Consider the following 20228-nt stretch of genomic DNA (forward strand, 5'->3'; position numbering starts at 1 on the left):
GGGTCCTGCGCCAGCATCCCGAGGTCAGCATGTACACCTTCCTTCCGGCCAATCGCCTCCGGAAGGTGCTCTCGGTCAATCCCATGGACCACCGCCCGTTCCTTTCCATCTGGCGGGGCGCCTACCTCTCGACGCTCCAGCGGATCCACCTCCTGCGCCACCGGATGTGCGGCGACCTCGCGACCCACGGTCTCTCGCTCGACACGGCGCGTGCCGAGGCCGTGGCCGCCCGGCTCGAAGCGACGACCGAAGCGAAGTTCGCGGACTTCTTCCCGGACGGAAGGGTGGACGTCACCGCGGGAATGCGGCCGTCCAAGGCTCTCCGGCTCGCGGCCGGGACTCCCGACGAGGCCGTCGTCTGCCGTTACGGCGACGGAAAGTCGGCCGTCGCCTGACGCCTCAGCCGGGGGGCGGCGCCAGGCGGAACCGGACGCCGACGACGACCGTGGCCCGGGCGGCGATTGGCCGGCCCCGCAGCGACGCCGGCGCGAAGCCGAGCTGGCGTCGCGCAGCCTGAACGACGACGTCGTCGATCTCCGGGTCGACCCCTCGCACGACGTGGATCGAGCCGATCGTCCCGTCGGCGAGGACGAGGACCTCCAGCTCGACCCGCCCGTCCAGGCCCCCGTGCCGGCGCATCAGGTCGTCGGAGAACGTCGGCCTCACGTCGGTCGTCCGGACCGGCGGGATCGCTCCCGGCGGGAGGGCGGCCGGGGGCGTCGGCGTCGGTTCGACCGTCGGGATCGGCGACGGCTCGGGAGTCGGGGTCTCGCTCGGCGCCGTGGGCGGCGGCGTGTCGGCCGGGACGAGAGGTGCGGTCGGCGTCTGCTCGACGACGACGATCGGCCCGGACATCGGATCCAGCGCCGGGGCCGGTGCTGGAGTGGGGGTGGAGTCGGGCGCCGGCAGGACTGCGGGCACGCTCGGTCCTTCGGCACTTCCCCCCGTCCGTCTCGCCCCGATCTTGTCCCACACGACGAGCGCGAGGACGACGGAGTTCACGCCGAGAAAGAGGAGGAGGAGTACGACGAGGCCCGGACGCCGGGACAGGGGGACCGGCGCGGACGCGGCGACCGGTCGCGGGCGGCGGGGCGGCGGACCGGCCGCCGGAACGGGCGCCGGCGCGACGAGGATGGGCTGCGACGAGATGACCGTCGGCGTATCGGCGACCATGGAATTCCGACGAGGCAGGAGCGCTTCGCGAAGCGCCGCGGCGAAGTCCCCGCAGCTCTCGTAACGGCCCTCCGGCTTCTTCGCCAGGACCCGGTCGAAGACCGCGTCCACAGCCGGGTGGACCTCGGGGCGCAGGGACGACGGCGCCGGCGCCGCGTGCGACACGATCCGCATCATCACGACGGCGGGGGCCGCGTTCGGCCCCCAGGGGAGCCGGCCCGTGAGCATCCGGAACGCGAGGACCCCGAGCGAGAACTGGTCGGAAGCGGGCGTCAGGGATTCCCCCCTCGCCTGCTCGGGCGAGAGATACATCGGTGTTCCCATCAGCGTCCCGGCCGCGGTCAGGCCGGAGGAGTCGGCCATGCTCTTGGCGAGGCCGAAATCCGCCAGGACGATCCGGCCGCTCTGGTCGAAGAGGACGTTCACCGACTTGATGTCGCGGTGGATGATGCCCCGCCCGTGAGCGGCGTCGAGCGCCGAGGCGAGGGCGTCGACCCACTCGCAGACGGTCTCCGGCGGAGGTGGCGGCCCGGACTCCAGACGCGAGGCGAGGGTACCTCCCGACAGGCAGGGCATCTCGATGAAGGCGACGCCGTTCTCGACGCCGAAGCCGTAGATCTGGAGGATGTTCGGGTGCTCCAGCTGCGCCGCCGTCTTGGCCTCGCGACGGAACCGCGCATCGAACTCGGGGAGGCTCGAGATCGTCTCCTTGACGACCTTGATCGCGACGCGCCTTTCGAGGGTGACGTCGACCGCCTCCCAGACCTCCGCCATGCCACCCTCGCCCAGCTTCCGGACGAGGCGGCAGTTCCCAAGACGGGTCCCTTCGGAGAGAGGCATGTCGGCGGTTCGAACTCCCCCGGTTTTGGTGCGCCGATGTTAGCCGAGGACCGGCGGAGCCGCCGGGAACGTCAGTCGAGGTTCACGGTGGCCCGCCAGCCCCCCATGGCGATCTCGTCGCCGTGGGAGAGGCGCGCCTTCGATACGACCGTGCCATTCAGCGTCGAGCCGTAGCGGCTTCCGACGTCCTCGAGCCAGAAGGTCCCTCCGCCTTCGCGCAGGATCCGCGCGTGGTGTCGCGAGACTCCCGGAAGCCGGACGATGACGTCGTTCTCGCGTGCCGCGCCGATCGTCAGGACCGCGGTGTCGAGAAGGTAGATCTCGCCCATGTTGTCGAGGATGTGCGGTCCGGCCGCGCCACGCGGGGAAGGCTCCCTCACGCCGGCAGCCTTCGAGGGGGGAAAGGCCATGCGGGAAGGATACGCGGGAGCAGACCGCCGCGCACCCCCGCGGGCCAGGGCCGGCCCGAAGCCGGCCCTGGCGGAGCGTGCCTCCTATTCCGCCCGGACGAATACCGGGTCCGTGGAGGCGTTGTCGATCACGGTGACGTAGGCGTCCCACGGCTCGAGGCCTTCGATCCTCTCGATCGTGGCGGTGAAGCCGTCGCCGCTCGTGCCGAGGACGTCCGCGAGAAGTCGCGTCCACTGGTGGAGCTGTCCGGGCCCGAGGGACTTCTCCAGGGGGGCCCCGACGACGGCGCCGCCCGAGTTGCGGACGGTCACCCGCAGCGTGACGCCCGCGTTCGGGTCCGAACCGGTCGCTCCCGAATGGACGACGGCGAGATTGGTCCGGAAGCGGTCGTTCTGCACGAGTCCGACGATCCGCTTCGTCCGTTTCGCGCGCTCTACGTACGGGTCGATCGCCGTGAAGCCGAGCCCCGTGCCGTTCGACGCGGTCGTCCTCACGGAGGCGAAGCCCGCGGCGAAGTCGCGGAAGGAGATCCTCAGCGGACCGTAGTCGTCGGCACGAACCGAACCGGGCGAGAGCGCGCGGAAATGGTCCACCGCGTTGGGCCAGAGGACGCCCAGCCCGGTCCCGAGAGTCAGGGTCTCGGAGACCGTGTTCCCCGAAACGGAGGACGTGAAGGACACGTCCGCCACGGCGGGCCCGCCCGTCGTGTTCGTGATTGCACACTCCGACGTGAAGCGCGTTCCGATGCCTCCGGCGTCCGTGATCACCGGAAGCGCCAGGTTCGACGCCCGGTCCGCCGGCGAGGCCCTCACGAAGGCGGCGTCCTGGTTCGCGTTCGAGACGACCGTCGCGTAGGCGTCGTAGGCCTCGGAGCCGGCCGAAAAGGGGACGAACAGGACCGAGAAGGTCTCCCCGACCGCTCCCGGGAACCCGGCCAGGGGCGCGTCGAGCTGGCGCCACTGACCGGGCGGCACCTGGAGAGGCACCGTGCCGACCGCCGCGCCCGTGGCGTCGTCGAAGAAATCGGCCGAGATGTCGAGCGTGGCGCAGCTTCCCTCGAGGCCGCAGAGGTTCGCGACCGCCACGTTGGTCCGGAAGGCCGGGGTGTTCTTCAGGCCGTTCAGCGCTTTGCGGAAGACCCTCACCTCGCGGGCCGCGTCCAGCGACGTGAAGCCGAGCCCCGTCGTCGAGGCGTCGGGGAAGCGGGTGAACACGCGTGCCGCGAGGCTTCCCGAGCCGTTCTTGAACGCGGCCGCGAGCGTCCCCGCCACCGTCTCGCCCGGCGGGAGCGCGGCCCCCCCGAGGTCGCGGAAAGACTGGACGACGTTCGGAAACACGCGCGTCGCCCCGGAGGCGAGATCGACCGGGAGGGTGTAGGTCCCGTTCGCCGTGGTCAGGGTCAGGACGACGTCTCGATCGGCGTCGAGGTTTGCGACGGTGACCTCCGTGAAGAAGTTCCGCGTCGGGTCGCCGGGCCGGACCTCCACGGCGACGGGAAGGACCTGCCGCGTCACGAACGGCGATCCGGCCGGCAGAGGAGTCCAGCGCTCCACGGCACCCGTCACGACGAGGAGCTCCCCGTCTCCGGCCCACGGCAGGGCGCGGTACGTCTCGCCGCTCGTCGTGAAGAGCGAGCGTCCGCCGTCCGACGGTGCGTAGACCGTTCGCACGGTCGACTCGACGGTCGTATCGGTGCGCCGTGGTGCAACCGCGACCGCCGGGGCGGCCACCGTCGTCGCGATGCCCGCATCGCCGGGGACCGGTGTCAGGGTCGTCGTCGCGCCGTCCGTCATTTCTGACACGGCGGCGGCGAGAACGTGAGGCCCGTACGACGAGGCGAGCGCAACGGTCCCTCCGGTGGCGGCGATGCCCGCCCAGTTCGAGACGGACCTCGCCTGCGGGAACGCGGTCCGCTCGCCGGTCGCGGGACGGAACCGGACGAGCCGGTCTCGTGCGCCATCCATCCCCCAGAGCTGGGTCCCCGTCTCGTCGACGGTCAGGAGCGTGCCCGGAGACGAGCCGTTCCCCCAGAGCGTCACGGCGCCCTCGGGCGTGAGCGAGAGGAGCACCCCACCTTCCGTCGCGAGCCAGAGGCGCCGGGCCGCGTCGAGCTGCCCCGCGGCCTCGACGACCCCTGCGATGGTCCACGTCGTCAGGGTGCCTCCCGCGAGGCGCGCCACCACGTCGCGCCCCACGAGCCACACCGACCCGTCCTGCGGGTCGAGCCGCATCGACCGCGCGAGGAACGGAACCTCCGTACGCGTCGCGCTTCCCGTCGCGGGATCGAGCGAATAGACGAGCGCCCGCTGCTCGGCCGTGAGCGGCACGAGGACGAGGACCCGTCCGGTTCCCACGTGCCTCCGGACGGCGACCGGGAAGAACGAGCGGGGCGTCGCGTCGAGATCCCATGTCGTGAGGGCGCCCGACGGGGCGAGGCGCCTGACGAGTGGTTTCCAGCCGCCGGTCGGGTTGTCGTACTCGGCGGCGGGGAACCAGAACGACCCGTCCGCGCCGGTCTCTCGATCGCCGGTCGAACCCTCGACGCCCGCAGTGGCGAAAAGCGTCACTCGATACGCCGTCCCCGCCGCGACGGCCCGGGACGGGAACAGCAGCAGAGCCGCGGCCAGCGCGGCCGCCAACGGGGCGTTCTTCATGGGACCTCCGATCGGAAAAATACACGATTCGTTGACAGTGGGCGAACCCAGCGCCACGATTCGGCCCGATGGACACCCTCCGTCGATCGCACGGACTCGTCGCGCGCCTTCTTCTCATCGGCCTCGCGCCTTTCGCCCTCGACGGCTGCGTATCCGTGGGGCTCGCCCGCTCCGTCCGCGACGGCGGCAGCTCCGGCACCGGAGAGGTGCTCGTGAGCGTCTACCAGACGACGGGTGACCGCGACTCCGCCGTTCTCGTGAATCACCCCGTCCTGGCCGAGCTGGCCCGCGTCGAGAGCGGGAACCGATCGATCGTGGCCCGCTCGATGGCTTCGTCGTGGTCTCTCGACGGGCTCCCTCCCGGGCGCTACGTCCTCCGGACGTCGAAGAAGATCGACCTGGACGGCAACGTCGTGCCCCTGAAGGGGCCGATCGAAAAGGAGTTCGACGTCCGCGCCGGCGAACGCGTGGACGCGAAGGTCGTCCTCGAGAAGGTCCCCGTCTTCTGGATCGTCCTGGCCGCCATCACCGTCGTGTTCCTCGTGATCCTCGCGATCGACGCGGCGGGTGACGGAGGGCTCCCGCTTCCACCTCCCCCGCCCCTCCCGCCGCTCTTCGTCGGCGTCGCCCTCGAGATCCCCTTCGGACGCACGACCGGGCCCGAGGCCGTCGAACCCGGCGTGGCCGACGTCTATCCGGCTCCCGGCTCCGTCGTCGCGGCACGCCGGATCGCCGTGAGCTTCTTCATGACGGTGCCGCTCGACCCGCAGTCGGTGGACGGCGCGGCCGTTCTCGCCGTCGGGTCCCTCTCCGGGGAGATCGAGGGCAGGGTCGAGTGGCTGGAGGAGGAGCGCCTTCTCCGTTTCCTGCCGGCGCAGGACTTCCGCCCGGGTGAGGACGTCACCGTGACGCTCGACCTGGGAAAGGTCGAGTCGGTGGGCGGTCGGAGCGGCAGCGGCCGCGCGACGACGTCGTTCCGGGTCCCCTGAGGGTCAGACCGACTCGCCCGCCGCGGCACGCCGCGGCGTCTCGTCGTCGACGCGCGGCTCCACGACCGCGAGAAGGGGCTTTCGTCGTGCCGCCGTGAGGAGAAAGGTCGCGAGGAGGCCGAGCATCAGGCCGAGGAACGCCTGCGAGGCGAGGAACGCCGCGGGCTTGAGGATCGCGAAGCCGGGATGAAGGAACCTGACGAGCCATCCCGACGCCTCCGAGAGGAACGTCGCGGCGAACGTCCCCCCCACGAACGCCGCCTTCAGCCGTCTCGGGCCGGGGACGAAGATGTAGAGGTGCGTCAGGACGAGCAGGACCATCGCCATCATGGCGAAGTGCCCGTGCGAGGACTCGACCATGGAACCGAAGGTCCGCGCAGGCTGGAACGTCTCGTCGGACCCTCGGTAGTACGCGGCGACGCTCGCGGGCGAGAGCCCCATCCTCGAGAAGTACATCCCGAAGTTCGAGGCCCAGAGCCCGGTGAGGAAGACGAACGTCCCCCAGAGAGTCAGGCGGGTGAGGGGGTTGTTCTGGAAGCCGCCCTGTTCCATGTATCTCATCGTCTTCTCATTTCGCCGGCAACGCCGGTTCGCCCAGGAGTGAATGAACCGCCAGGACCCGCCGGAGAGCCGCGGAGATGGAGTGCGTCGTGAGCGTTGCGCCGGTGACGTGCGCCAGCGCCCGACCGACGAAGAGACCGTCTTCCTGCCTCTTCCCTTCCACCCTCTTCAGCCACCCGCCGCGGGGCAGGTAGTCCTGCGGTTCGCCGAAGGCGAGGACGTCGACGCTCCTCACGGTCCGGTCGGGCGCGACGACGACCATCAGCACCTCGCGCGCCGTCCTCACGACATGGGCGTCGAAGTAGGCCGTGCCGAGGAGCGTCCCGTCCGGACCGAAGGCCGCGTAGCGCGTCACGACCGCGGAGTCGACCGGCGCCTGCGCCGTCTTCCGGGCCGCCGCGTGCTGGGCGTCGGTCAGGAAAGACGTGCTCCTCACGACGCGGGCCGGCGGCGGGAAGGCCCTCGCGAGCGCCTGTTCCTGCGTCTCGAAGACGGCCCCTCCCGCCGCGCCCGGGAGGATGGCGGCGAGGAGGAGAAGGGCCGGCGCCTGCCGGAATCGGCGGGCGCCGGGGCTCACCCCGGGGTCAGAAGAGGTAGGCGAGCGCGACATTCCACTGCGAGACGCCCGTGTTCGCGGCGTCCGAATAGTCCTGCCAGTCGACCTTGAGCGCGAGCTGGGGTATCGGCTTGAAGTCGAGACCGACCGTCCAGGCTTCACGGTCGTTCGCACCGTCGCGGGCCCAGCCGGCCGGGACCTCCTTCTGCGTGTCCGTCCTCTCGTAGCGGACGAACGGCGTCAGGGCCATCGCGGACCCCGGAGCGAGCCGAGAGAGAACCTCGTAGCCCACGGAGAGGTAGTACCCCTCCTGCGTCTCCCCGATCGACTTGTTGCCGGTGAGTCCGAGCGACTGGTTGAGGAGCGCGACGTCGTCGATCGTGACCCGCGCGAAGACTCCCCGCAGCCAGAGGCCGCGGTACCGCCAGTCGGCGTGAAGGTCCCACGTCGTCGTCCGCGCTCCGAAGGACTGGCCGGCGGCGACGAGGTCCTTCCCGGATTCGCCCGTGAAGAACGAGGCTCCCGCGAGAAGACCCGGGACCGAGACGAGGTCGAGACGGCCCGAGAACGCCAGGTTGTCGGCCGTGGCCAGGGCACCCTTCTGCCGGCCCCCTCGGATGCCGTTCGACGCGGTGAACGAAGAAGCGCTGAGGCTCTCGTTCAGGTAGAGCTTGTAGGCGACCGGGACCCGCCTCGCCGAAGACGCCGATGCCGTTCGCCCTCCACGTCGACGGGAGGATCCGGTTCTCCGTGTCGGGACGGCGCGCGCCCAGGTAGGTCGTCGGCTCGTGCATCTCGTTCACGAAGCCCACCGGCACGAGGACGAGCCCCGCCCGGAGGTTCACCTCGTCGCGAAGGAGTGCGTCGAGCGTCGCGAACTCCACCGAGACCTCGCCCCCCTTTCCGGTTGATGCGTGCTCGTACTCGAACTCCGAGTTCAGGACGAACGTCCTGTCGAACTTCCACCCGAGGTAGACGACGGCGCGGACGTAGTCCCACTCGTTCGTCCTTCCCGAGGGCGTGCCGTTCTCCCGGGTCGCGTCGAAGTTCTGGTAGAGCGACTCACCGTAGCCGCCGATCGACAGCCCGGAGGACTTCCCGTAGACCTTCGATGCGGCAGGTCCGAGTCCCCACTTTCCGGTCACGCCGGCGGGAGGGGCCGGATCGGAGGCGTCGCCGAGCTTTCGGGCTTCCAGCTCGCGGGCCAGGACCTCGATGCGCCGCGCGAGCTCCTCGTTCGATGGGGTAGCGTCAGATGCGCCCGCAGGGGCCGGTTTCGGCGGATCTTCGGAGCGGGCCGGGCCCGCGAGCAGGGTGAGCGCACACAACGGCAGAGCGAAGAGCGTTCTCGCCTTCGGGTTCATTCGTACTCTCCTGGAAGGTGGATTCAGGGCCGGTGAACGGAGGCGTCCGCGACGCGCGCCGGCGGCCGGAGCCGCTGGAAAGGTCGATCCGACAGGGTCTCGCAGCCGCCCTCGCGGCCGGCCAGAGCGAAGGCCACGGCTCCAGCGCGGCGTAGCCGTGAGCCGGGATCAGACCGGCGAAAGCCCGCCGGTCCCTCGACGGCCCATGCCGTCGAGAGGGCATCGGCCAGCGCGCCGCTGGCCGCGAGAACCGTGACAGATCCTGGGAGCGTCACGAGACTCCCCGTCCGGGGGTCGAGGAGGTGCCCGGCCTCCTTGCCGGCGATCATCCGCGCGCGTTCGGAGTTCGCCGACGTGGAGAGCGAGGCGTCCCGGATCCGGACTGTCAGGACTGGAGTGCCGGGGTCGAACGGAGAGGCAACGAGGGCCTCCCGCGCCGGAGTCCCGGGAGGAGGCCCGATGACGTAGAGCTGGCCTCCGAAGTTCAGGAGCGCATCGTCGACACCGCGGGCCCGGAGGGCTGCCGCAGCACGGTCGAGGGCAAATCCCTTCGCTATGCCGTCGAGGTCGAGCGAGACGCCCTCGTCGAGGCGGAGCATGCGGGTCCGAGGGTCGTAGAGCACGCCCTCGCGCCGGGCGAGCACCGCCGCGCGGCGTCTCTCGGCCCCGGAAGGCCAGCGCCCGTCCCCGCGGAGGTCATAGGCCGAGACGAGTGCCCCGATGGCTGGGGAGTAGGCCCCGCTCGACATTTCTGCTGCCCGGAGCGCCTCCTGGACCAGATCGCCCAGCGTCTCGGAAAGGACGACCGCCTCCCCGGCCCCGGCCCGGGCGTGGACTTCGCCGAGCTCCGTACGCGGCCTCCAGAGCGAAGCCGCCGCCTCCACCTTCGCCACCTCCGCGAAAGCGGCCTCGGCGAGCTCGTCCGTACGCCGCAGGGCCGCAGGGAGGCGCAACTCGAGCACCGTACCCATCAGCCACCGGGCGCGGACCACCTCGGGCTGGCCGACCGGCTGCGCCCCCTCTACCGCAACCGAGCGGCCCGGAAGAGCGAGAAGGCCGAGGAGCGCTACGCGACCGAGAGGACCTTTATTGAGAAAGCATCTCAACACGGTCTCAAGATACGGATCCCCGTCGAGTCTGTCAACACGGATCTCCACTCCACATGATTTCCGTCATGCCGGGCACTGGAGCCGCTCTTCGCTAGACTCGGGGCGAGGAGACTTTCATGGCGAAATGGGAGCGCCGGGACGTCGTCGTCAGAACCAACGCGACCGGGCACGAGCTGACCGCCCCGGTCTTCGTCGCACGCGGACGCCAGGAGCGGCCTCTCGCGTACGTCCAGGCCAACGTTCACGGAGGGGAGCTCCAGGGAAATGCCGCGATCCTCGCCCTGCTCGATCTCCTGGAACGTGAACCGCTTCGCGGCACCGTCATCCTCGTGCCCCGCGTCAACCCCGTGTCGGCGAACCAGCAGGTGGGTGACTACGTCGCCGGCGTCTACGACTTCCTGACGGGGAACAACTTCAACCGCGGCTACCTCTACCTCACCGGTCCGTCCCGCTCGGCGTCCGCGGCCTCGTACGTCGACGTCGACTCCTTCGCGGCCGCTCACCAGTCGTCACCTGTCGGCGAGATCCGCGAGGATTTCCGGGAGTCTCTCAAGGCGGCACTCGACGCGATCGAAGCGGAGACGCACACCTGGGGCACGGACTCCCGCCTGGAGTTCTCGCTCGCCATCCAGAAGATGGCGGTCGAGGCGGACCTCGTCCTCGACCTCCACACCGGCGATCGCGCCCCGCGTTACCTCTACGTTCCGGAAGGGGCCGTCGCCGCGGCGAGGGCCTTCGGCTTTCCATTCGTCCTCGAGGTACCGGCCCGGTTCGGCGGCGCGCTCGACGAGGCGTCCTTCGTGCCGTGGCAGGATCTCTCCGAGGCGTTCCGGCGCCTCGGCCGCAACGACGTCCCCCGTCTCGCCGACGGCTACACGGTCGAGCTCGGCTCGATGAACGCCTTCTCGCTCGAGGCGGGACGTGCGGACGCCCGCAGGATCGCGTCGGCTCTCCGTCACTACGGGATCCTCGAGGGAGAGCCCGAGGAGCCCCCTGTTCGCATCACTGCCTGCGCGATCGGCGACTACCGCTCGCTCCACGCCCCCGTGGGCGGCCTGGTCGACCTCGCCGTGGAGCCCGGGACGCCGGTGAAGGCCGGCGACGTCGTCGTCCGCCTCGTCGACCCCTCCCGCTGCCGGGCTCTCCCACCCCGGGCCGAGGATGCGATCGTCGAGGTGAAGGCCCCGGAAGACGGCGTCGTCCTCCTTTTCCACGCCTTCTCGTCGGTCCCGAAAGGGGCGCGCCTCTTCTCGATGATGACGAGGACGCGGACCCTCTGAGACCACGGACCGAAACGAAAAGCGGGGGGAAGGGATCGCTCCCCTCCCCCCGGGCGGCCCGAGCGGGCCTCTCCTCCCCGTGCGTCAGCCGTCGGACTTCAGGCTGACGTCGTCGATCCGGAAGTAGGTCAACGCGGACGAGTCGGTCGTTGCCGCGAAACGGACTTTCACGGTCTTGCCCTTGTAGGACGTGGCGTTGTAGCTCTTCAGCGCGTACGTCGTCGCGCTCCCGGTCTTGTTGAGGTTCGAGAGGGTCCCGAGCGTCGCCAGGACCGAGCCGGTCGAGGCGTCGACGAGCTGGATGCTCAGCTTGTCGTACGCGGTGACCGTGGACGTCTCGCTCGTCACGATGGAGACGTAGAAGGTGAGCGTGGCGCTCGTCGCCGCGGCCGGGATCACCACGTTACTGCTCGTCACGGTCTGCGAGGCCGAGTTGTAGACGCCCACGTACGCGTAGTCGGTTCCGGTTCGCGGGGCGCTGCCGTTCGCGATCAGCGTGTTGAAGCTCGTCCCGGTGTAGGCCGTCCGCGACCAGGAGCCGTCGGGCGCGGAGTTCGTGGAGGCCGTCAGGGTCTCGAAACCACCGTTTGACAGCCTCTCCACCTGACCCGTCGTCCCGCACGTGGCGGTGAAATTCTTCCCGGTGGCGCTCGGGCCGACCGTCACGGAGAGCGACGTCGGCGAGAACGTACATCCGGACTTCGACGGCGTCACCGTGTAGGTGCCGGCGGCGAGGCCCGTAATCGCGTAGTTGTTGCTCGCGTCCGACGTGGCCGACCTCGTCCCGGCCGTCACCGTCGCGCCGCTCGTACCGGCGCTGCCGCCGATCGAGTAGGTCACCGTCGCCGTCTGCACGGTGGCGGTCACCGAGTACGAAGCCGCCGCGTAGCCGTAGACGCCGAGCCACCAGCGCCCCGCGCCGGGGTTCGTCGCGGTGCAGGTCTCGTTGCCCGTCGCACCGTACGGACGGCAGATGTAGGACGAGGAGGTCGGCTTGGCGTTGAACTGGGTGTAGATGTCGGCGTCGGCCGTGGCGCTCGTCGTCGCGAACGTCAGGCTCGTGGCGCCGGACGGAACGTCGATGTAGTAGTACTTCCAGGCGCTCTTGGCGACGCTCTGGCCGGTCAGGGTCACGCCGCTCGTCAGGGCCGTGTCGCCGCTCGTGCAGGTCGCCGTGAAGTTCCTGCCGGTGGCGCTCGGGCCGACCGTCACGGAGAGCGACGTCGGCGAGAACGTGCAGCCCGACTTCGAGGCGACGACGGAGTACGTCCCCGCCGCGAGACCGGCGAGGGTGTAGTTGCCGCTCGCGTCGGCCGCCGTCGAAACCGTACCGGCCGCGACCGTCGCGCTGGCGGTCCCGGCGTTGCCGGCGATCGTGTACGTCGTCCCGCAGGTCCAGGTTCCCGGGACGCCGACGGCGTCCCACGCCTTGTGGACGGCCGTCCACTCCGCCGTACAGGTGCCGCCGTAGAGGTCCGAGGCGGCGTTCGCGGTGGCCGTGCGCGCCCCCTGGAACGTCGTCGAGGAGGTCATGTAGGCCGACAGAGCCCGGTACCAGACCTTTTCCGCCTTCGTGAGACCGATCCCCGTCACGGCGACGGTCGTCTTGCCGCGCGGATGGGTCCCGCCCTGCGAGAGGAGGTAGAAGAAGAGGTTTGCGATCCCGCTGTTCGTGTGGACGCCGCAGTAGTCGTTGCTGTCCGACGGCGTGCAGCCCGACGCGTAGTTCCGCGTCGGGTAGTAGTCGGCCGAGTCGCCGTCCCTGGCCGGGTCGTACATGTAACGGAGGGCGTCGCCGGAGGTCCCCGGCGTGTAGACGTCGGCGCCGACCGACCAGGCCGTCGTCGTCGCCGGGTTGCCGTTCCCGCCCCAGAAGGCCGCGGCGCGGCCGAGGATGTCGGAGTTCGCCTCGTTCAGCGCCCCCGAGTCGTTCTGGTAGGCGAGGTCCGCGGTCCGCGAGCAGACGGCGTGCGAGAACTCGTGCGTCGTCACGTCGACGCCGTTCGCGAGGTTCGAGAAGGTGCTCCCGTCGCCGTCCCCGAACACCATCTGGTTGTAGGGCGCGTCGATCCAGGCCGCGTTGCTCTTGGTGCAGCTGGAGCCGGTCGAGAACTGCCCGTGGACCGAGGACACGATCACCGAGCCGGAGCCGTCGTAGGAGTCCCGCCCGTGGATCGTCTTGTAGTAGTCGTAGGCGAGCCCGGTGTTGTTGTAGGCGCCCATGACCGCCGTGTCCGCCGAGGTGCCGCCTTCGGAGATGACGAGCGACCCGGGGAGCTCGCTGCCCGTCTCGAGGCAGTCCTGGTTCATGTTGTAGATCTTCCGGTTCTTCGCCGTGAAGATCTTCGGAAGGGAGCCGACGAAGGCGCCGGTCGCGGCGTCGACGTGGACGTCCTCGAACCGGAGCTCCTCGTTCTCGACCCACATCGCCCGGACCGGGACGACGAGGACCGGCTCGCCGGAGAAGCCCCAGACGACCGGCTCGAGGACGTCGACGATCTCGACGTTCACGCCGCCGCTCGCGTGGATCCGCTCGATCGCGGCCCCGGCCGCTTCGTTCGGCGTGAGGGCCGGGAACGCCGGGATGTCGAGGCCGCCGACGAAGCGGCCGTTGATCCCGAGCAGGCCGTCCCCGTCGAGGTGGACGATGAGCTCGCCGCCGAGAACGGCGATGCCGCGGTAGGTCTGCGACATCCTCACGTGCGACTGGCCGAGGGCGTCCTTCTCCTCGAGCCGGAAGGCAAATCCGTCCTGGGGACCACGGCCGAAGGCGCCGCGGTGCTCCTCGAGCGCGTCGGCGGCCGCAACGAGCGGGTCGACGTGGACGCGGATGCCGGCGCGCATCGCCTCGCCCGACCGGGCTTCGCGAATGACGAGCTCCACGTCGCGCGCCATGGCCGGCCGCTCGCCACGATCGACGGCGGCGTGCGCCGCGATCGGGAAGAGAAGCGCCGCCCCCGCGAACGCGATCGACAGAAGAAGGTCCCTCTTTCGGCTCATGCGTCTCCCTCCAGCCCCGGGCTCTCTTGTTGTCTGCGGTTTTCCCGGAGTGATCGAGCAACGATCGTGCCGTCGTGAGCGCTTCTGCCGGCGGCACGCCCCGCACCGGACACCGGACGGATCCTGGGCCCCGGAAGCCCCTGTTTACGGGCTTCTGGGAGGAACGGACGCATCGCGAGGCGTTCCCGGCCTCGGCGCCAGGTCCGCCCACCGGGTCCGCATCTGACCCTCGACCCGTGGTCCGTTTCTGCCGGCGGGTCAGCATCTGGACCTTTCCGGAACTCCTCGGACGCGGTTCGACCGGACGCCGCGGGCGGGTCGATAATCCAGCGCCCCCAACGAGACCGGAGGAAACGTGGCCAACGTAATCGAGTTCACCGGCAACTACCAGGACCTCTCTACCGAAAAGGGCTTCCAGTTCAAGTTCTACTGCGAGAAGTGCGGCAACGGGTACATGTCGAGCTTCAAGCCCAACAAGTTCGGGATGGCGGCCTCGGCCCTCCAGGCCGCCGGGAACGTCTTCGGCGGAGTGTTCGGGCGGGCGGCGTACGGCGCCTACGAGGTCCAGCGGGCGGTCGGCGGCACGGCGCACGACGCGGCGCTGAAGGAGGCCGTCACCGAGATCAAGCCGCTCTTCGTGCAATGCACGCGGTGCGGGAAGTGGATCTGCGGGCCCGTCTGCTTCAACAAGAAAGCCGGCCTCTGTGAAGGGTGCGCGCCGGACCTCGACGAGGAGATGGCCTCCGCGCAGGCCGAAGCCGCCCGCGAGCAGGTCCACCAGAAGGTCCGCGAGATCGACTGGATGAAGCAGCGCGACGTGGCGACCGTGACCGGAGCCGTCTGCCCGCACTGCGGCGCCAAGACCCAGGGAGGCAAGTTCTGCGGGGACTGCGGAAAGCCCACCTCCGCGAAGAGAAAGTGCGTCACCTGCGGCACCGAGGCGGAAGGCAGCCCGAAGTTCTGTCCCGAGTGCGGCGGCCGGTTCGCCTGAGGTCGCGGACGCGATGACCGGCGACGACGAGACCCGTCGCGCTCTGTGTACCTTCGAGACGGAGGGGCTCGAAGGCGCGCCCGCGGGCGGAGAAGGAGAGGCGTTCGTCGACGACGACGGCGTGAGTGTCGGCGGGGCCCGCGTCGCGTTTCTCGACGTGGACACGTTCACCGACGAGCAACGGGTCCTCACGCTCGGCCTCCACCCCTCGGGCCGGCTCCGGCTGTCGATGCTCGCCCGCCGTCACGCGACGTTCGCCAGGGCCCTCGCCGACGCCCGTGACGCGGCCCGCGTCCGCGGGCTCCTCGCCCACGGCCTCGGAAACCCCGAGCCGTTCGACGGCGCCCTGATCGAGCCCGGGCCCGCCCGGGACGCGAGGCTTCTCGTCTGGCCGACGCACGTGGCGGTCGTGCCCGCCGGCGGAGACCCCTTCCAGATTCCTCTCGGGTCCGTCGACGAGGTCCGCTTCGTCGAGGGGACCTGGGAGGTCGTCCTCGTTGCGAAAGCCGGGACCTTCCACTTCGGCCGGCTGGCGCTCAGGACCGACGCCTTCGCCCGCACGATCCGGGCGGCGCGCGCGAGCATGCTCGAGCGTTGCGCCCGCGTTTCCGGGACCCGGCACTTCTCGGACGGCCGTGCGGTGCCGGCGACAGTCCTCGGCTCCGATTTCGAACGCCTGATCGTCTCCTTCTCGGCTCCCGAGAGGCTCGACGGAGCCCGGGACATCGTGAAGCGAGCCGGCCGCGAGGGCTGTGCCCTCGGCCTCGTCGAGCTTCTCGATCCCGACGACGAGGGCCTCGCGGCGAAGGAGGAGCTGCCCGTGAACACGGCCGCCTTCCTGCTGGCGAGCATCCGCGGCCTCGTCGTTCTCGAGCTCCTCTCGGGCCCATCCGCCGCCACGTACGTCTTTCAGCTTCCGTTCGACGACGTCGCCCGTGACCTGGCCGGCATCCACTTCCGCCGCCGCGCTCTCGCCCTGACGGGCGCCGAGGTCCAGGGCCCCGCCGGCAGACCGTATCGCCTCGCGCTCCGCCGGCTCGAACCGCTCAAACGGCTGCGGGCCGCGACGGCGGCCCGCGTGATTCACGACGAGAGGTGGAGAGAAGGGCTCCTGAAGGCCCTCTAGCGAGCGGTCAGCTCTTCGCCCGCGGGACGTCCGCGAGGACCTTGTCGACGAGGCGGTCGACCTTGCTCGGGTCGTGCTGGGCGCCCACCTCCACCGGCCCGGCGGCCCAGCTCCGCCAGTAGAGCTTTCCCGCGCGCGGGTCGCCGATGTCGATGACGAACGTCACGTCCTTGCCGATGGACGAGGAGGCGTAGTAGCCGACGCCGATCGGCCCCCACGGGTACCAGGCGGCGACCGTCTGGTTCCAACGGATCGCGTCCACGTTCGCGACGCCGATCATGGCCTGCGTGGCGACGACGACGTCGGCCGTCTCCTCCGGTGCCGGGGAATAGCCCTTCTCCTTCAGGTGCCGCGTGATCGATGGGACGAAGCGCGTCGCGATGGTCTCGCGGAGCCCCGGGTCCATCGGGACCTTGTCCTGCGGCGCGACGAGGACGCAGAAGGTCTTCACCTTCGACGCGTCGCGCCCATCGATCCGCTGGGATCCAAACTTCATCGACGTGCATCCCACGGCGGCGAGCGTAAAGGCGAGGACGGGCGCGAGGGGGCGGGAGACACGCATCAGAGCTCCTTGGGACGGCACGAAGCGCCGCCGCGACGGGAAGTCTAAGCGACCCGTCGCCCGGCATCCCGAAGGGGGGCCGCCCGCTGCCCGCCACTTTTCCGCTTGACACGGACCCGGGCTCCTCCCTTACCCTGCACGGCCATGAGCAGCGCCTCAGCCCGCCGCCCGATTCAGGGCGCACCGTCCGGTGCCGCGGCGCTCTCGTCCGCCCTCGTCATTCGCCCGTCCATGCGCATGTCGATGAGCATGTGCAGCTCTTCCGCGCTCTCGCAGGAGGAGTCGGGGAACGAGGCGGGCTTGCGAATGTGACGCCCCCAGCGTAACCAGCCGAACGACGGCAACCCGACCGGCCCTCTCGCGAGAGAGGGCCGGTTTTCGTTTTCTCCCCCCTCGACGACGACGAAAGGAAGCGCCATGGCCACCTCGACCGACACCGCCACCCGCCCCGCCCTCCGCCCCGAGACGCTCGCCATCCACGCCGGCCAGGAAAAGGCCGACTCCGCCACGAACGCCCGCGCCGTTCCAATCTACGCGACGACGTCGTACGTGTTCGACAGTCCCGAGCACGCGGCCGACCTCTTCGGCCTGCGCAAGCCGGGCAACATCTACACGCGGATCATGAATCCCACGACCGACGTCTTCGAGCGGCGGGTCGCCGCGCTCGAAGGGGGCGTCGCCGCCGTCGCGACGTCGAGCGGCCAGGCCGCGGAGACGCTCGCGATCCTCAACCTCGCCCGCTCCGGAGAGTCCATCGTCTCCACGACGTCGCTCTACGGCGGGACCTGGGCCCTTTTCGCCCACACCCTGCCGCGCCTCGGCATCACCGTCCGGTTCGTCGACTCCTCCGGCCCGGAGGGGCCCGCGCGCGTCGCCGCCGCGATCGACGAAACGACGCGGGCGGTCTACGTCGAGACGGTGGGGAACCCGCGCCTCGACGTGCCGGACTTCCGCGCCCTCGCCGACGTCGCCCACGCGGCGGGGGTCCCGCTCGTCGTCGACAACACGTTCGCCACGCCGCTCCTCTGCCGCCCCATCGACCACGGCGCCGACGTCGTCCTCCACTCCGCCACGAAGTGGATCGGCGGGCACGGCACGGCGATCGGAGGCGTCGTCGTCGATTCGGGCCGATTCGACTGGAGCGGCTCGCCGCGCTTTCGGGAGTTCTACTCCGACCCCGAGCCGGCCTACCACGGGCTCTCCTTCTCCGCCCTCGCGCCGGCTGCGTACGCCGCTCGCCTCCGTGTCGTCCTCCTGCGCGACGTCGGTGCGGCCGTCTCCCCGTTCAACTCGTTCCTCTTCCTCCAGGGGCTCGAGACGCTCCCGCTCCGGATCCGCCGCCACTGTGAGAACGCCCTCGCCGTCGCGCGCCACCTCGAGGCGCACCCGGACGTCGCTTGGGTCCGTTACCCGGGTCTCGCGTCCCACCCGACGCACGAGACGGCGCGCCGTACGCTCACGGGAGGCTTTGGCGGGGTCCTGACCTTCGGCGTGAAACCCCCGGCCGGCGTTTCCGCCGAGCAGGCCGCGCGGAACCTGATCGCGCGCCTCAGGCTCTTCTCCCTCGTCGCCAACGTCGGCGACGCCAAGAGCCTCGTCATCCACCCCTGGTCGACGACCCACGAGCAGCTCACCGAGGAGGAGCGGCTCGCCGCGGGCGTCTCGCCCGACCTCGTCCGCCTCTCCGTCGGCCTCGAGGACCTCTCCGACCTCCTCACCGACCTCGACGCCTCCCTCGCGCGCCTCTCCGACGCGCCGGACGGCGCACGATGAGCGCCGCCCGCGAGACCCTCGTCGTCAAGTTCGGCGGGACGTCGCTCGGCACGCCGGCGCGGATCCGGCGCGCCGCGCGGCGGGTCGCCGCCCTCGTCTCGGGCGGGCGGAGCGTCGTCGCCGTCGTCAGCGCGATGGGGCACACGACCGACCACATCCTCGAAACGCTCGGCGCCCTCGAGACCGGGCGCGGAGCCGGCCCGGCGGCGCGGGAGGTCGACCGGGCGCTGGCGACCGGCGAGGACCTTTCCGCGGCCTTTCTCGCCGCGGCGCTGAACGCCGTCGGCGTCCCCGCCCGGAGCCTCCGGGGAGGCGAGGCGGGCGTGAGGGCCGACGGCGAGTTCGGCGCCGCCCGGGTCGCCCACGTCGACGTCCGTCGCCTCCGGTCGCTCCTGGCGCGCGGGGTCGTCCCGGTCGTCAGCGGATTCCAGGGAGAGCGGCGCGACCGGGAGACGGCCACCCTGGGGCGGGGCGGCTCCGACACGAGCGCCGTCGCCATCGCGGCGGCCCTCGGCGGGGGGGCCTGCCACATCGTCACCGACGTCGACGCCGTCTACGACCGCGACCCTCGCCTCCACGCGGACGCCCGCCCGCTGCGGCGCCTCTCCCACGACCAGCTCCTCGTCCTCTCCGGGACGGGCGCGCAGGTCGTTGCGGCCGAAGCGGCGCGCCTCGCGCAGGCCCACGGCGTGCCGCTCCGCGTCCTGGGCTGGGACGCGCCGGCTCGCGACGAGGAGAGCGGCACGTTCGTCGGGAGCGCCCCGTGAGCGGCCCTCCCGACGCCGCCGCGCTGAAGGAAGGGCTCTCGACGCACCGCGCGGGCGACTTCACGCTCGAGTCGGGCGAGACGCTGCGCGACGTGCGGCAGGCCTACCGGCTCGAAGGCGAGATCGACGCGGCCGGGGGCAACGTCGTGCTCCTCTTCCATTCCCTCACGGGCTCCCCCGCCGACCTCGGCGGGTGGAGCCCCTTCGTCGGAGAGGGTCTGCCGATCGACACGCGCCGCTTCGCCGTCCTCGCCCCGAACCTCCTCGGGTCGTGCTACGGCACCCGGTTCCTCCGCGGAGCAGGTCACGCGGGAACGCCGCTGGCCGTGACGACGCGCGACATGGCACGCCTCGCGGCGCTTCTCGTCGCGGATCTCGGCATCTCGCGTCTCGCCCTCGTCGCCGGGGGCTCGCTCGGCGGCATGGTCACCCTCGAGTACTGCGCGACTTTCCCGCAAGGATCGCAGGCGGCGATCGCGTTCGCCGCGCCCGCCTCTCCCACCGCGTGGGGTGCGGCGTGGAATCACGTTCACCGGACGGCGATCGAGGCCGCGCCCCGGTCGGGCCTCGCCCTCGCACGGATGGTCGGAATGCTCACCTACCGGACGCCGGGGGAGATCGAACGGCGCTTCCGCCCGCCCGCTCCGGCCACCCACCCCGTCCGCGACTATCTCGAGCACCACGGCGTGAAGCTCGTCCGCCGCTTCACGACGAAGAGCTACCTGACGCTCCTGGACGCCATCGACGCGCACGACGTCGCGAGGGGTCGCGGCAGCGTGGCGCGCGCGCTGTCTCCCGTCCGGGGATCGCTCTCGGGAGTCGGCATCCCGGGCGATCTCCTCTACCCGCCCGAGGAGGTGCTCCGGTGGACCCGAGCCACCGGTGCCCGCTACCGCGAGCTCGCTTCCCCGAGCGGCCACGACGCGTTCCTCCTCGAAACGGACTCGGTCGGGACGATCCTCGCCGAGGCTCTGGGCTCGGAGTCGGCCACGCCGGTTCCTCGACTTCCGCCCCGCACGCAGCCGAGCCCCTTCTCGGTGCTGGAGTAGCGCCTCCCGCTGATAACCTCCCC

The 20228-nt window shown here is 70.9% G+C and carries 18 protein-coding genes; 8 read left to right on the top strand and 10 right to left on the bottom strand.

Translation table 11 applies throughout. From position 1 onward, the window contains the following. Positions 1–29 precede the first annotated feature (29 nt). A complete protein-coding gene (locus IPN03_19130; protein ID MBK9375769.1) occupies positions 30–395 on the top strand; it encodes a hypothetical protein in 366 nt (121 codons plus the stop codon). A 4-nt stretch (positions 396–399) separates the two neighbouring features. Here the strand turns inward: IPN03_19130 and IPN03_19135 are convergent, their stop codons facing one another. From IPN03_19135 to IPN03_19145, 3 genes are all read right to left on the bottom strand, one after another. Next, on the bottom strand, positions 400–2013 hold the full coding sequence (locus tag IPN03_19135; GenBank protein ID MBK9375770.1) for a protein kinase: 1614 nt from the start codon (positions 2011–2013) through the stop codon (positions 400–402). Positions 2014–2084: 71 nt separating this feature from the next. Beyond that, on the bottom strand, positions 2085–2423 hold the full coding sequence (locus IPN03_19140) for an FHA domain-containing protein (protein MBK9375771.1): 339 nt from the start codon (positions 2421–2423) through the stop codon (positions 2085–2087). Between the two features lie 84 nt (positions 2424–2507). Continuing rightward, a complete protein-coding gene (locus IPN03_19145; protein ID MBK9375772.1) occupies positions 2508–5078 on the bottom strand; it encodes a hypothetical protein in 2571 nt (856 codons plus the stop codon). A 68-nt stretch (positions 5079–5146) separates the two neighbouring features. Here IPN03_19145 and IPN03_19150 point away from each other — a divergent pair, with 68 nt between their 5' ends. Further along, positions 5147–6067 carry a hypothetical protein gene (locus IPN03_19150; GenBank protein MBK9375773.1) on the top strand — a complete coding sequence of 307 codons (921 nt, stop codon included), beginning with the start codon at positions 5147–5149 and terminating at the stop codon, positions 6065–6067. Positions 6068–6070: 3 nt separating this feature from the next. On the opposite strand, the gene IPN03_19155 is transcribed toward IPN03_19150, so the two are convergent. From IPN03_19155 to IPN03_19170, 4 genes are all read right to left on the bottom strand, one after another. Further along, the gene (locus IPN03_19155) at positions 6071–6628 is read right to left on the bottom strand and encodes a hypothetical protein (protein MBK9375774.1); all 558 of its coding nucleotides are present in this window, start codon (positions 6626–6628) and stop codon (positions 6071–6073) included. Between the two features lie 7 nt (positions 6629–6635). Next, on the bottom strand, positions 6636–7205 hold the full coding sequence (locus IPN03_19160) for an FMN-binding protein (GenBank protein ID MBK9375775.1): 570 nt from the start codon (positions 7203–7205) through the stop codon (positions 6636–6638). Positions 7206–7212: 7 nt separating this feature from the next. After that, positions 7213–7476: a hypothetical protein gene (locus tag IPN03_19165; GenBank protein ID MBK9375776.1), complete on the bottom strand. Its 264-nt coding sequence runs from the start codon at positions 7474–7476 to the stop codon at positions 7213–7215. Positions 7477–8571: 1095 nt separating this feature from the next. Further along, positions 8572–9657, bottom strand: a complete 1086-nt coding sequence (locus tag IPN03_19170) for an FAD:protein FMN transferase (protein MBK9375777.1) — start codon at positions 9655–9657, stop codon at positions 8572–8574. Between the two features lie 116 nt (positions 9658–9773). On the opposite strand from IPN03_19170, the gene IPN03_19175 reads away from it, so the two are divergent. Next, complete coding sequence (locus tag IPN03_19175; protein ID MBK9375778.1) at positions 9774–10937, top strand: succinylglutamate desuccinylase/aspartoacylase family protein; 1164 nt, start codon at positions 9774–9776, stop codon at positions 10935–10937. Between the two features lie 84 nt (positions 10938–11021). On the opposite strand, the gene IPN03_19180 is transcribed toward IPN03_19175, so the two are convergent. Beyond that, positions 11022–13937 carry a M4 family metallopeptidase gene (locus IPN03_19180; protein ID MBK9375779.1) on the bottom strand — a complete coding sequence of 972 codons (2916 nt, stop codon included), beginning with the start codon at positions 13935–13937 and terminating at the stop codon, positions 11022–11024. A gap of 355 nt (positions 13938–14292) precedes the next feature. Here IPN03_19180 and IPN03_19185 point away from each other — a divergent pair, with 355 nt between their 5' ends. After that, entirely contained in the window at positions 14293–14928 is a 636-nt protein-coding gene (locus IPN03_19185; protein ID MBK9375780.1) for a zinc ribbon domain-containing protein, read from the top strand. Positions 14929–14941: 13 nt separating this feature from the next. Next, positions 14942–16054, top strand: coding sequence for a hypothetical protein (locus tag IPN03_19190; GenBank protein MBK9375781.1), 1113 nt, complete (start codon positions 14942–14944; stop codon positions 16052–16054). Positions 16055–16061: 7 nt separating this feature from the next. On the opposite strand, the gene IPN03_19195 is transcribed toward IPN03_19190, so the two are convergent. Together IPN03_19195 and IPN03_19200 are read right to left on the bottom strand one after the other, a co-directional pair. Then, positions 16062–16616, bottom strand: coding sequence for a DUF4136 domain-containing protein (locus tag IPN03_19195; GenBank protein ID MBK9375782.1), 555 nt, complete (start codon positions 16614–16616; stop codon positions 16062–16064). A 173-nt stretch (positions 16617–16789) separates the two neighbouring features. Then, on the bottom strand, positions 16790–17035 hold the full coding sequence (locus tag IPN03_19200; protein MBK9375783.1) for a hypothetical protein: 246 nt from the start codon (positions 17033–17035) through the stop codon (positions 16790–16792). On the opposite strand from IPN03_19200, the gene IPN03_19205 reads away from it, so the two are divergent. From IPN03_19205 to IPN03_19215, 3 genes are read left to right on the top strand one after another with little or no spacing between them, the layout of a single operon-like run. Continuing rightward, positions 17034–18389, top strand: a complete 1356-nt coding sequence (locus IPN03_19205; GenBank protein ID MBK9375784.1) for an O-acetylhomoserine aminocarboxypropyltransferase/cysteine synthase — start codon at positions 17034–17036, stop codon at positions 18387–18389. The two genes, IPN03_19200 and IPN03_19205, sit on opposite strands and share 2 nt — an antisense overlap. Then, a complete protein-coding gene (locus IPN03_19210) occupies positions 18386–19156 on the top strand; it encodes a hypothetical protein (protein MBK9375785.1) in 771 nt (256 codons plus the stop codon). The genes IPN03_19205 and IPN03_19210 overlap by 4 nt, the downstream gene beginning before the upstream one ends. Beyond that, positions 19153–20205 (top strand): alpha/beta fold hydrolase, encoded by a 1053-nt coding sequence (locus IPN03_19215; protein ID MBK9375786.1) that lies wholly within the window; start codon positions 19153–19155, stop codon positions 20203–20205. Before IPN03_19210 ends, IPN03_19215 begins: the two co-directional genes overlap by 4 nt. Positions 20206–20228: the final 23 nt, after the last annotated feature.

The organism is Holophagales bacterium (genome assembly GCA_016719485.1).
Taxonomy (GTDB): Bacteria; Acidobacteriota; Thermoanaerobaculia; order UBA5066; family UBA5066; genus UBA5066.